The organism is Sulfitobacter sp. IGS-18, from assembly GCF_059628195.1.
Genome location: NZ_CM184556.1, coordinates 2,602,627 through 2,614,628, shown reverse-complemented (window position 1 = coordinate 2,614,628; position 12,002 = coordinate 2,602,627). Strand labels below are relative to the sequence as shown.

The 12,002-nt window shown below is 63.9% G+C and carries 12 protein-coding genes; 10 read left to right on the top strand and 2 right to left on the bottom strand.

Going from position 1 to position 12,002, the window contains the following annotated elements; all coding sequences use genetic code 11:
- Positions 1-3 precede the first annotated feature (3 nt).
- Positions 4-612, top strand: coding sequence for a thiamine diphosphokinase (locus ACWNZ3_RS12565; RefSeq protein WP_496900147.1), 609 nt, complete (start codon positions 4-6; stop codon positions 610-612).
- A gap of 73 nt (positions 613-685) precedes the next feature.
- On the opposite strand, the gene ACWNZ3_RS12560 is transcribed toward ACWNZ3_RS12565, so the two are convergent.
- Positions 686-2,107, bottom strand: coding sequence for a diguanylate cyclase domain-containing protein (locus ACWNZ3_RS12560; protein WP_496900146.1), 1,422 nt, complete (start codon positions 2,105-2,107; stop codon positions 686-688).
- Positions 2,108-2,207: 100 nt separating this feature from the next.
- Between ACWNZ3_RS12560 and ACWNZ3_RS12555 the strand changes: the two genes are divergently transcribed.
- From ACWNZ3_RS12555 to ACWNZ3_RS12525, 7 genes are all read left to right on the top strand, one after another.
- Positions 2,208-2,492, top strand: coding sequence for a DUF3572 domain-containing protein (locus ACWNZ3_RS12555; protein WP_269364947.1), 285 nt, complete (start codon positions 2,208-2,210; stop codon positions 2,490-2,492).
- Positions 2,489-3,199, top strand: a complete 711-nt coding sequence (locus tag ACWNZ3_RS12550) for an HAD family hydrolase (RefSeq protein WP_496900145.1) — start codon at positions 2,489-2,491, stop codon at positions 3,197-3,199. Before ACWNZ3_RS12555 ends, ACWNZ3_RS12550 begins: the two co-directional genes overlap by 4 nt.
- Positions 3,200-3,290: 91 nt before the next feature.
- Complete coding sequence (locus ACWNZ3_RS12545) at positions 3,291-4,853, top strand: trimethylamine methyltransferase family protein (protein ID WP_496900144.1); 1,563 nt, start codon at positions 3,291-3,293, stop codon at positions 4,851-4,853.
- A 382-nt stretch (positions 4,854-5,235) separates the two neighbouring features.
- Complete coding sequence (locus ACWNZ3_RS12540; protein WP_269367399.1) at positions 5,236-5,823, top strand: heme NO-binding domain-containing protein; 588 nt, start codon at positions 5,236-5,238, stop codon at positions 5,821-5,823.
- Complete coding sequence (locus ACWNZ3_RS12535) at positions 5,820-6,854, top strand: diguanylate cyclase domain-containing protein (protein ID WP_496900143.1); 1,035 nt, start codon at positions 5,820-5,822, stop codon at positions 6,852-6,854. The genes ACWNZ3_RS12540 and ACWNZ3_RS12535 overlap by 4 nt, the downstream gene beginning before the upstream one ends.
- 88 nt (positions 6,855-6,942) lie before the next feature.
- Positions 6,943-7,986: a glycosyltransferase family 2 protein gene (locus ACWNZ3_RS12530; protein ID WP_496900142.1), complete on the top strand. Its 1,044-nt coding sequence runs from the start codon at positions 6,943-6,945 to the stop codon at positions 7,984-7,986.
- Positions 7,983-8,918, top strand: coding sequence for a glycosyltransferase family 2 protein (locus ACWNZ3_RS12525; protein ID WP_496900141.1), 936 nt, complete (start codon positions 7,983-7,985; stop codon positions 8,916-8,918). Before ACWNZ3_RS12530 ends, ACWNZ3_RS12525 begins: the two co-directional genes overlap by 4 nt.
- 9 nt (positions 8,919-8,927) lie before the next feature.
- On the opposite strand, the gene ACWNZ3_RS12520 is transcribed toward ACWNZ3_RS12525, so the two are convergent.
- Positions 8,928-9,674, bottom strand: a complete 747-nt coding sequence (locus ACWNZ3_RS12520) for a WecB/TagA/CpsF family glycosyltransferase (RefSeq protein ID WP_496900140.1) — start codon at positions 9,672-9,674, stop codon at positions 8,928-8,930.
- Positions 9,675-9,879: 205 nt separating this feature from the next.
- Here ACWNZ3_RS12520 and ACWNZ3_RS12515 point away from each other — a divergent pair, with 205 nt between their 5' ends.
- Both ACWNZ3_RS12515 and ACWNZ3_RS12510 read left to right on the top strand, forming a co-directional pair.
- On the top strand, positions 9,880-11,337 hold the full coding sequence (locus ACWNZ3_RS12515; RefSeq protein WP_496900139.1) for a hypothetical protein: 1,458 nt from the start codon (positions 9,880-9,882) through the stop codon (positions 11,335-11,337).
- A gap of 78 nt (positions 11,338-11,415) precedes the next feature.
- Positions 11,416-11,745, top strand: coding sequence for a hypothetical protein (locus tag ACWNZ3_RS12510; protein ID WP_496900138.1), 330 nt, complete (start codon positions 11,416-11,418; stop codon positions 11,743-11,745).
- Positions 11,746-12,002 lie beyond the last annotated feature (257 nt).

The following is a 12,002-nucleotide window of genomic DNA, read 5'->3' as shown; positions in this document are numbered from 1 at the left end:
GCATTGACGCTGGCACCCCGCTGCGTTGCAGCGGATGGCGGCGCGGCACTTGCCCTTGCAGCCGGGATCATGCCCGAAGCCGTGATCGGCGATTTCGACTCGCTTTCGCCCGAAACGCGGCGCGCGATACCGGCGGGTCACCTGCATCTGATCGCGGAGCAGGACAGCACGGATTTCGAAAAGGCGCTGACCCGCATCACGGCCCCCGTTGTCATCGCGGTGGGCTTTACCGGCGGGCGGATCGACCACCAGCTGGCGGCATTGCACACGCTGATGGTCTGTGCGGATCGCCCCTGTGTGCTGATCGGGGCAGAGGAGCTTTTGTTCCTTGCTCCGCCCCGCATCAGCCTGCCGACCGAACGCGCCGAGGTGATCTCCCTGTTTCCGCTGGCCCCGGTCACGGCGCAGAGCACCGGGTTGCACTGGCCGCTCGACGGGCTTGATTTCGCGCCCGGCGTCCAGTCCGGCACATCGAACCATGCCACCGGGCCGATGACGGTCACGGTTGATGCGCCGGCGCTCCTGATGATGGTGCCCCGGCGCTTGCTTGCTCCGGTGGTGGCAGCGCTTGGCGCGCCGGATGCACGGCGCTGGCCCCGTCAGGCGGAATGAATTCGGACCCCGCCGCAATTGCGATCATGGTGATATTGGAGGTTCAGGCGGCGACAGTTCAGGCGGCGGCGGTTCAGGCGGCGGGACGGCCAAGCTTGACCTGATTGCGGCCCTTGACCTTGGCGGCGTAAAGCGCCTTGTCCGCCTGATCCATCAGCCTGGCCCCCGCATCCTCCGCCGAGATATCGGCATCGCCCGCCCCCTCCGGCGATTGGGGCTGGGTATCAAGCGCCATGCCGATGCTGATGGTGATGCGGACCGGATCGGCGCTGCCGGGCAGGTCGAAGGGGCTTCCGCCAATCAGGTCGCAAAGGCGCAGCGCCGCCTGGCGCGCTTCGGGCAGGGTGGTGGCGGGCATCACGATCATGAATTCCTCCCCCCCGATCCGGGCCACCATGTCCATCGCCCGCAGGGAACTGCGCAGCCGTTCGGCCACCTCGACCAGCACCGCATCGCCCGAGGCATGGCCGTAAAGATCATTGATGCGTTTGAAATGATCCAGGTCGCAGACCATCACCGCAAAGGGGCGTCCGGTGCTGCGCGCCTGTTCGGCCACGCGCACCAGATGCGGCATGGCATAGCGCCGGTTGTAAAGCCCGGTGAGCGGGTCGTACATCGCCGCTTTCAGCCCCGTCCGGACGGTCTGGCGCAACTTTTCCGACAGGAGCTTGCGCCGCAGCAAGGCCTTGAGCCGCAGGGCAAGTTCGGCCGCGTCGAAACCATCGGTCATCAGGTCGTCCGCGCCCATGTCCAGCGCATTGGTTGCCAATGTGGCATCGGGCTGCGTCTGCAGGACAAGGATGCCGCAATGGCGCGACCTTGCATTTGTCCGCAAGGCCGAGATCAGCCTCAGACTGTCGCCGGACCCGGCGGTCTCCGGCCCGATCACAAGGACAAAGACGTCCGGCGGGCCCTTGTCCAGCCGCTTGCCCATGATCTCCTTGTCGCTGGCCAGCGTGACCTTGCCGCCCAGCAGGGGGCGCAGCCCGATGGCCCATCGCTGGATTGTGGTCCGGTCCTGCCCCACCAGCACGAATTCGCCCTGCGGGCCAAAGGTTACCTCCGGTTCGGCAAAGCCCAAGGCGCGCGTGGTATCGTCGCGGATCTGCCACTCCGCCTCTGCATTATAGGTGCGGATCAGGCTGCGCACCCGGCTCAGCAGCAGGGTCTCGTCATAGGGTCTGACCAGGATATCATGCACACCTGCCTCCAGCGTGGCCATGCGCGTGGCATGGTCGATCTGACCGGCCAGGGCCAGGATGCCGATCTGCCGGGTCTGGGACCATTTGGCCAGCTGTGCGCAAAGCTCCGCCGCCGATCCGTCGGGCAGTTCCAGGGCGCTGATGATCAGGTCCGGCGCATCGGAAAGCGCGATTTCCGTGACCTCGGCCATCGTTCCCGCCTGAATGACGGTATAGAACGCGCTGGCCAGTTTGACCTTCAGCACGATGCGGTTGGTGACAATCGGGTCGGCGATGAGGATTCTAGCTTGCATGCCCCCGACCTCCGCGTGATGTAAGAACGCATTCCATAGGTTCTTTCTTGAACCCATTGGTTAACAAAGCGTTGCTGGAACCTTAAAAAACGGAAGAGCCATGTCCGATACGCGGGAGTCCGCCGAAAGTTTTGCCCTGCAGGCGCTGGCCTGGCTGGTTGGCAATGATGACCTTCTGCCGGTGTTCCTGGGCAGCACCGGGACCTCCGAGACCGATCTGCGCGAACGCGCGGCCGATCCCGCCTTCCTGGGCGGTGTGCTCGATTTCCTGATGATGGATGATGCCTGGGTGGTGGCTTTCTGTGACGCGGTGAAAGCATCCTATGACAGGCCGATGATGGCACGGGCGGCCTTGCCCGGTGGCGAGCAGGTGAATTGGACATGAATGAAATCAAAGGGTTGCTCTTTGACAAGGATGGCACCTTGTTCGACTTTGCCGCCACATGGGAGGTCTGGGCCGCTGCCTTTCTGACCCGGCTGTGCGGCGGCGACCATGACCGCGCGTTGCAGGCGGGCGCAAGGATCGGATTTGATTATGATGCAGCCGTCTTCGCGCCTGACAGCATCGTCATCGCGGGCACACCGGGAGAGGTGACGGCGGCGCTCCTGCCGCTTTTTCCCGAACTTTCCGGCCCGCAGCTGATCGGCGTGTTGAACGAGGAAGCCGCCCGCGCGCCGCAGCGCGAGGCGGTGCCGCTGATTCCCTTGCTGACGGGGTTGCGCGGACGCGGCCTGGCGCTGGGTGTGGCGACCAATGATGCCATCGTGCCTGCACGGGCGCATCTGGCAGCGGCGGGGATCGAGGACCAGTTCGATTTCATCGCCGGCTTCGACAGCGGCCATGGCGGCAAGCCGGAGCCGGGCCAGATGCGGGCCTTTGCCGAGGCGACCGGCCTGCCGGCCGAACGGATCGCCATGATCGGCGACAGCACCCATGATCTGGTGGCCGGGCGCGCCGCAGGCATGGTCTGTGTCGCGGTCCTCACCGGCATGGCCACGGCGGAAACGCTGGCCCCGCTGGCCGATGCCGTATTGCCCGATATCGGCCATCTGCCCGCCTGGCTCGACGCCCGCCACCCGATAACCGGCTAACGGCGGCCCGGAAGCGACATCCTTCGTCGCGAACGGAACGGATGTGGCCGCTGGGCTGGGGCTTTCTGAGAGCAACCTCAGGAGAGCAACCATGACAGAGACCCAACCCAGACGCAAAACGCGCAGCGGCGGGCGCGCGGGGGCCAAGACCCGGCGTGGCAGCGCGGTCATCGAGCAGATGCCCTGGAACCCGCCGGTCAACATCGACCGCCCCACCGAACCTCTGGACGAAGAAGGCATCGCGGCGATCCACGATGGTGCCATGCGGATACTGGAAGAAATCGGGATCGAGTTTCTGAACCCCGAGGCGCTGGAAATCCTGGGCAGGGCGGGCTGCACCGTCAATGGCGAGAATGTCCGCATGGGGCGCGACTTCGTGATGGAATGGGTGGGCAAGGCCCCTGCCGAATTCACCCTGACCCCGCGCAACCCGGACCGCCGGATCACCGTGGGCGGCAGGAACCTGCTGTTCGGCAATGTGTCCTCACCGCCCAACTACTGGGATATGGCGATTGGCAAGAAGGTCCCCGGCACCCGCGAGATGTGCCGCGACCTGCTGAAGCTGACGCAGTATTTCAACTGCATCCACTTTGCGGGCGGCTATCCCGTCGAACCGGTGGATGTGCATGCTTCGGTGCGGCACCTTGACGTGCTTTATGACAAGCTGACGCTGACCGACAAGGTCATGCACGCCTATTCGCTGGGCCGCGAGCGGGTCGAGGATGTGATGGAAATGGTGCGCATCGCGGGTGGTCTGACCCATGATGAATTCGACGCCACCCCGCATATGTACACCAACATCAATTCGACCTCGCCCTTGAAACACGATTTTCCGATGATGGACGGCTGGATGCGGCTGGCGCGGCGCGGGCAGGGGCTGGTGGTGACCCCCTTCACCCTGGCCGGTGCCATGGCCCCTGTCACCATGTCCGGCGCCGTGGCGCAATCGCTGGCAGAGGCGCTTTGCGCCGTGGTGCTGGCGCAGATCATCCGCCCCGGCTGCCCGGTCGCGATCGGCACGTTCACATCCAACGTGGACATGAAATCGGGCGCGCCCGCCTTTGGCACCCCGGAATACATGCGCGCGACCCAGATGACCGGGCAGCTTGCCCGCTTCTACGGCCTGCCGCTGCGGTCCTCCGGCGTCTGCGCCGCCAATGTGCCGGACGGGCAGGCGATGTGGGAAACCTCCAATTCGCTCTGGGCCGCGGTGCAATCGGGCACCAACATGGTGTATCACGCCGCCGGATGGCTGGAGGGCGGGCTGATCGCCAGCCCCGAAAAGTTCATCATGGATTGCGAGGTGCTGCAGCAGATCCAGCGCTACATGCAGCCCGAGATCTGCGCCACCGGCCCGGATGAGATCGCGCTGGATGCGATCAAGTCGGTGGGCAATACGGGCCATTTCTTTGGCATTCAGCACACCCAGGACCGCTATACCACCGCGTTTTACCAGCCTTTCCTGTCCGACTGGAAGAACTACGAGGGCTGGGAGGCCGCGGGCGCGATCTGGACCCCGGAGCGGGCGCATCACATGTTCAAGGATATCGTGAGCAGTTTCGAACCGCCCCCGATGGACATCGCGATCCGCGACGAACTGGCGGATTTCGTGGCGCGGCGGAAGTCCGAAGGCGGCGCACCGACAGATTTCTAGGTCGTGTTGACATTCATTGTCGCCCACCCGCGCGAGACGGATTTTGCCGCTGGCGCCCTGATGTGAGCGCAGCAATGCGATCATTGGAAGCGAACATCCGGAAGGGCAGAGGCAAAATCCGCCGCGCCCCGCAGGGGTTTCGCCAAAATTGCCCATTTCTGCGTTAAGAGAGCTTGAAATAGCTGGCTATTCCTGCGCTCTCTTGCCTGGAACTGAGCAATTTTGGACTGAAACGGGTGGGCGACAATGAATGTCAACACGACCTAGGCCTCTGTTCCCTGTGTTCGAACGGCAGGAAGATTGCAGACAATTGAAGCTGTTGACCTCCTGTTAATTCCTTTGGCCCAAGGTGCCAGCGGGGCGTTATGGGAATGAGGGAACAATGCACGGTCTTATCAACCGCAGCATCCAGAACTACATCTGCGACAGTTTCGGCGCGCACAGGTGGGACGATGTCGTGCGGCATGCCGGAATGGCATTCAACAATTTCGAGGCGATGCTGACCTATGAGGACAGTCTGACTCATGCCGTTCTGGACGCGCTGGTCGATGTCACCCGGCGCAGCCGCAGTGACCTGCTTGAGGATTTCGGGACGTTCCTTGTGGCGAACCCCAAGTTTGAAGGGGTGCGTCGGCTGTTGCGCTTCGGGGGTGTCAGCTTTGAGGATTTTCTGCATTCGCTCGATGATCTGCCGGACCGGGCGCGGCTGGCGGTGCCGGACCTGCACCTGCCGCAGATCGAATTGCGCGCCGTGGGGGAGGGCAGATACAGTCTGATCTGCAGATCGCCCCTGGCGGGCTTTGCCCATCTGATGATGGGTGTCCTGCGCGCCATGGCCGATGACTACGGCGCGCTGGCGCTGCTTGAGCCGACCGGCTCGGAGAAGGGGATTGAAACCCTTTCGATCTCGCTGATCGAACCGGATTTCGCCGAAGGGCGGGCCTTTGAACTGGGGGCACGGGCGCAATGACGGGGCAGGGCGGCGCATCGGTGCTGGATATCCTGTGTCCCATGCATCTTGTGATCAACGCGACGGGGCATATCACCCATGCCGGGCCGACCGCCCGCAAGCTGGCCGGGGACAGTCCCATGGTCGGTGCCCGCTTTCTGGAGGTCTTTGCCGTCAACCGGCCACGCGCCGTTGCCAGCATGGCAGACCTGCGGCGGTCCGGTGGCACGAAACTGCATCTTGAAACGCGCGCCGCACCGCGGACCAGGCTCAAGGCGGTGCTGGTCCCCTTGCCGGAGGGGGAGGGCAAGATGATCGTGAACCTGTCCTTCGGCATCTCCATCGTGGACGGGGTGCGGGACTATGCGCTCAGCAATGCCGATTTCGCCGCCACGGACCTGGCCATCGAAATGCTCTACCTGATCGAGGCAAAAACAGCGGCGATGGACGAATCCCGCCGTCTCAACCTGCGCCTGCAGGGGGCCAAGATCGCGGCGGAGCAGGAGGCCGATACCGATGCGCTGACCGGCCTTGGCAACCGGCGCGCGCTGAACAATGTGCTGACGCGGATGGTGGCGGGCCGGGTGCCCTTTGCCGTCATGCAGATCGACCTGGATTATTTCAAATCCGTCAATGACACCCTGGGCCATGCGGCGGGCGATCATGTCCTGCAGACCGTTGCGCAGATCATGGTCGAGGAAACCCGCAACAAGGACACGGTGGCGCGGGTCGGCGGGGATGAATTCACCGTCGTGCTTGTGGATGTGCGCGATGCCGACATCCTGCGCCGCGTGGGCCGGCGCATCATCGACCGGCTGGAGGAACCGATCGCCTACAGCGGTCACCTCTGCCGGATTTCCGCCAGCATCGGCACCGTCTGGATTCAATCCGGCATCAGCCCGGCAATGGAAAAGCTGATGGATGACGCGGATGTCGCTCTTTATGCGTCCAAACACGCCGGGCGCGCCCGCCAGACCATATATGACCCTTCACTGCGTGAGACTGCGGGGAAGGGTGCCGCGCAGGGCGCCGGGGGCCAACAGCCCGCCTGAGGTCTTTCGCCGCCACAGATGCGCCAAAACCACGGCAGATGCAGGCGGGTCATGGACCCAAGCGCGGGGCTGTCGTATCACCCCATGCATGAAAACACCGCTCCATATCCTGCGCCGTGTCCTGCAGCGTGCCGCCGAACGCCGCCGCCGGGCGCGGTTCGCGGCTTCCCTGCGCCATATCCACGGGCCAAAACTGCTGGAGACCGGCAAGGACGAGGTGATTGCCATCGTGCTGGTGCGCAACGGCAGCTATTACCTTGACGCCTTTCTCGATCATTACCGCAGCATCGGCATCCGGCATTTCGTCTTCATCGACAACGGCTCGACCGATGATACGCTGACCCGGATCGCGGCAGAGCCTAATACGGTGATCGACCAATGCACCCTGCCGCTGGCCGGCTACGAGGACCTGCTGCGCGCCTATCCCGCCCGGACCTACGGGCAGAATCGCTGGTGCCTCTATGTCGATATGGACGAGATCCTGGATTTCCAGGGGGCCACGACCCACGGCATCCGCGCGCTGACCACCTATATGCAGGCGCGGGGCCATACCGCGATGGTGGCGCAGATGCTTGAGATGTTCCCCAAGGCGCCACTGTCGCAGGTGGCCGATCTGCCCTATGACCGTGTGCTGCGCGATTTTGTCTATTACGACATCAGCCAGATCACCCGCCATGACTACCACAGCACCGAGATCGCCTTTTCCGACCTGCTGCGCGACAACCGGACTGCCAGCGATGCGGTCAAATTCTGCTTTGGCGGGGTGCGGGGCAAGGTGTTTGGCGAGAATTGCTGCCTGACCAAACATCCGCTGATCTTCAACGGGCCGGGGGTCACGCCCGCGCCGCATCCGCATCTGTCGATGGGGGTGACGGTGTCGGATGTGACAGCGGTGATCCAGCATTACAAGTTTGCCAACAATCCGCTGGCCCGCGATGCGGCGTCGCTGGCCTCGGGCGATCTGGCCCATGGCGAGGACGCGGCCCGCGCCAGAGTGCTGTCGGACAGCCCCGATGTGAGCCTGTTTTCGCTGGATGCGCGGCGCTGGAACCGGGTGGAACTGCTGGCCCGTGCGGGCTTTACCGTGACAACGCAGGATTATGCCGACCACCTGGCGGACCTGTCGCCGTGAAGGTCGCGGCGATTGTCATCGGCCGCAACGAAGGGGCACGGCTGATGGCCTGCCTCGATGCGCTTTCGGGCCGGGCCGATCCGGTGATCTATGTGGATTCGGGCTCAACCGATGACTCCGTCGCGGCGGCGCAGGCGCGTGGCGCACAGGTGATCGCGCTGGACATGACGCAGCCCTTCACCGCCGCGCGGGCGCGCAACGCAGGGCTGGCGGCGCTGCCAGCCGATGCCGATCTGGTGCAGCTGCTGGATGGCGATTGCGTCTTGCGCGACGGCTGGATCGAGACGGCCCGCGCCTTTCTGGCCGACCATCCGCAGGCCGCCGTGGCCTGTGGCCGCCGCCGTGAACGTCATCCGGAGGCCAGCATCTACAACGCGCTGATCGACGCGGAATGGGACACCGCCCCGGGACAGGCCAAAGCCTGCGGCGGCGACGCCCTGATGCGTGTAACTGCCCTGCGCGCGGTGGGCGGCTACCGCGACAGTCTGATCGCGGGGGAAGAGCCGGAGCTTTGCGTCCGCCTGCGCGCCGCCGGATGGCAGGTCTGGCGGCTGGAGGCGGAAATGACCTGGCATGATGCCGACATCACCCGCTTCGGCCAATGGTGGAAACGCAGCCGCCGGGCCGGTCATGCCTTTGCCGAAGGGGCGGCGCTGCACGGCGCCCCGCCGGAGCGTCACTGGATGACCGAAACCCGGCGCGCGCTGCTCTGGGGCGCGGGCCTGCCGCTGACGGTCCTGGTGCTGGCGGTTCTTGTGACGCCCTGGGCGCTGCTCCTGCTGCTGGTCTATCCACTGCAGGTGCTGCGGCTGTCGCGGCGCGGCGGGGTGGTTCAGGCGGTGTTCACCGTGCTGGGCAAGTTCCCCGAGGCGCAGGGCGCGCTGCAATACCTTCTGGGCCGCCGCAAGGGCCGGATCATCGAATACAAATGACCCCGGCCCTCAGCGCTGGCGCAGCGCCTGCGCCACAAGGCCGGGCAGGATCGCGAAACATTTCGCATAGCGCGGCACCATCCGGCGCGGGGCCTGCAGCGCCCGCCACAGCCATTCCAGCGCCAGCATCCGCATGATCCGCGGCGCGCGGACCTGATGACCTGAGAGGAAATCCAGCCCCGCCCCGATGGAGGCAAAGCCGACCCTTGGTGCCTTTTCGCGGCCCAGGGCGGCAAACAGCTCCTGTTTCGGCGCGCCCAGCGCGATGAAACACAGGCCCGCGCCAGAGGCGGCAAGCTCCGCCAGCAGCGCCTCGGCAGCGGCACCCTGCGGATCGAACCCATAGGCCGGGGCGTGGATGTGGACAACCTCCAGACCCGCCGTGCGGTCGGTCAACGCCTGCGCCGCCCCTTGCAGCGCCGCGTCGCTGCTGCCGATCAGCGAGACCTTGGTCCCCATCTCTGCCGCGAGGGCGCAAAGCGGCAGGATCATGTCAGAGCCGGGCATGAGCTCGACCGGCTGTCCCGCCAGTTTCGACAGCCAGACGATGGGGCGGCCATCGGCCACCACCATGTCATGGGCACGGTAGGCCGCCAGAAAGGCCGGATCACGGGGCAGTTTGGTCAGGTGATCAAGGTTCAGGGTGGCCAGCGCGAATCCGTCGCGGGCGCTGAATTTTTCCCTGACGGCGCGAAACAATCCTGCGCGTGTCGGCACATTGACCGCGACTTCGGCCGGGGGCGTGCCAAATTTCACACGTCACCTGCCCAAGCGCAGCACGGGACGCCCTGGGGCCATGCCGAATTCACTGATATATTTCCATTCATTAACAATGCCTTGCGGGGTTCTTCCGGATCAATCCAACAGGTTTTGCCAAATCTACCCAGATGACAGGGCGCGGGCCAGATGGTAATTTACCTGCTCTATTCCCTCACGCGACCTCAGGATACGCCCCGACCCCATGCCCAACGGCCTTGCCTATCTGATGCTGCTGATCTGGCCGATGGTCTGCCTGATCCTGTTCCGCACCCAGAAACTGGAGCGGGCGCTGATCTGGTCGATCCTGGGGGGATATCTGTTTCTGCCGCCGCTGGCGGAGTTCAACCTGCCGCTGGTCCCGGCAATGGACAAGACCTCGATCCCCAATCTGAGCGTGCTGCTGATCCTGCTGTTCGGGGTGAAACACCACCGGGTGGCCCTCTGGCCCGATGCGCGGCTGGCGCAGCTGCTGACGGTGGGGCTGGTGCTCTCGGCCATCCCGACGGTGCTGACCAACGGCGATCCGATCATTTTCGAGGTGCTGCGCAATACCGACCCGATCGTCTTTGTGGTGGATCAACTGCCGGGGCAATCGGTGCGCGACATCGGGTCGGTGCTGATCGCGCAAGTGCTGAGCCTGGTGCCCTTCCTGCTGGCACGCCAGTTTCTGGCGACAGAGGGCGGGCTGCGCGAACTGCTGACGGCGCTGATGGTCGGGACATTGATCTATTCCGTGCCCTCGCTGATCGAAATCCGCCTCAGCCCGCAGATGAACGTCTGGATCTACGGCTTCTTCCAGCATTCCTTCGAACAGATGATGCGCGACGGCGGGTTCAGACCCATCGTCTTCCTGCCGCATGGGTTGTGGCTGGCGCTGTTTGTCTGCACCGGGCTGATTGCCGCAGCCGGTCTGGCGCGGGTGGCCGAACCGGAACGAAAGCTGCGGGCCTTCTGCGTGGTGGCCTATCTCGCGGTGCTGCTCATCCTGTGCAAAAGCCTTGCGTCGCTGGCCTATGGCATGGCGCTGACCCCGCTGGTGCTGTTTGCACCGCTGCGCTGGCAGATCCGGCTGGCGCTGTTCTTTGCCGTGGTTGCAGTGGTCTATCCGATGTTGCGCAATTTCCAGCTGATCCCGCTGGACGCCATCATCGCCCAGGCCGAGGCGATCAACCCCGCGCGCGCGCAATCGCTGGAATACCGTTTCAACAACGAGGAACAATTGCTGGCGCGGGCGGCGGAAAAGCCCCTGTTCGGCTGGGGCGGCTGGGGCCGCAGCCTGATCCGCGACGGCGAAACCGGGCAGATCCTGTCAATCCCCGATGGCCGCTGGATCATCATCTTCGGCACCTTCGGCTGGCTGGGGTACATCTGCGAATTCGGCCTGCTGGCCCTGCCACTGGCGATGCTGGCGCTCTACATGCGGCGGCAGGGGGAGGCGGCGCTGTCGCCGCTGGTGGCGCCCTTGTGCCTGATCCTGGGGATCACCATGGTGGACATGCTGCTGAACGCCACGCTGACGCCATTGACCTGGCTCACCGCAGGCGCGCTTCTGGGGCATGCGGAACGCCTGATGCCGCGAGGGGTCGCAGCGCCGCGCCATGCGCTGGGACAAACGGCGATGTCCCCGAACCGCCCGGAGGGCAAGCGCACCGTGCTTTGATCCGGGGCAAAACCACCGTTTTTGCCGCACAGGTTCTGGCAACGGGTTTATGTCCGGTCTGCGGGACGGAGCTGCTGTTTGACACAGTGCTTCAAAGCGTGGAATCTGCAATTAAATGTTCTCGTGCAGATAACTCCAATGAAGCCGTCAAACAAAACAATTGCGATACAATACCTGGATATCGAAATTGCTGGCTCTGGGGTTTCTGGAGTGATGAAACGTGTGAAGAGTGCCCTGAAAAAAGAAGATACTACCACACTGGAATTCAATACGTTCGCCTTGGAAGTAGACCCGCGCGCCCAGACTGTGACGCTCTTGCAGGATTGGGATGCCTGTGAACCCGAGGAATTTTCAGCTGACGAATTCGTTAGCCTGGTAGGAAGCAGCAGAAGAAGATATCGGGAATAGCTTGTCTGCTCAGGGCTCGTTCCGGACCTTCTCCGCACCACAGAATGTGCCAAAACTCAACCGTTTTGTCACCGGCGGAATCGACCGATTCTGGCAAATATGGCGCCACTGTTTCCACCTGCGGCAAAATTCCCCGGACAGCCCGTCGATTGTTGTGCTAAATAAGGCCTGAGAACCGTCGAACTTGCTGCAAAACCTCTTAAAAATATGAATGTTCGATGAAATGGGGCATAAAAATGCCGTAATTGCCCTGTTGA

Bases quoted from the DNA above. Each gene is read 5' to 3' on its own strand.
- ACWNZ3_RS12540 (WP_269367399.1), top strand. From the start codon at position 5,236: ATGCACGGTCTTATCAACCGCAGCATCCAGAACTACATCTGCGACAGT.
- ACWNZ3_RS12545 (WP_496900144.1), top strand. From the start codon at position 3,291: ATGACAGAGACCCAACCCAGACGCAAAACGCGCAGCGGCGGGCGCGCG.
- ACWNZ3_RS12560 (WP_496900146.1), bottom strand. From the start codon at position 2,107: ATGCAAGCTAGAATCCTCATCGCCGACCCGATTGTCACCAACCGCATC.
- ACWNZ3_RS12515 (WP_496900139.1), top strand. From the start codon at position 9,880: ATGCCCAACGGCCTTGCCTATCTGATGCTGCTGATCTGGCCGATGGTC.
- ACWNZ3_RS12550 (WP_496900145.1), top strand. From the start codon at position 2,489: ATGAATGAAATCAAAGGGTTGCTCTTTGACAAGGATGGCACCTTGTTC.
- ACWNZ3_RS12530 (WP_496900142.1), top strand. From the start codon at position 6,943: ATGAAAACACCGCTCCATATCCTGCGCCGTGTCCTGCAGCGTGCCGCC.
- ACWNZ3_RS12535 (WP_496900143.1), top strand. From the start codon at position 5,820: ATGACGGGGCAGGGCGGCGCATCGGTGCTGGATATCCTGTGTCCCATG.
- ACWNZ3_RS12555 (WP_269364947.1), top strand. From the start codon at position 2,208: ATGTCCGATACGCGGGAGTCCGCCGAAAGTTTTGCCCTGCAGGCGCTG.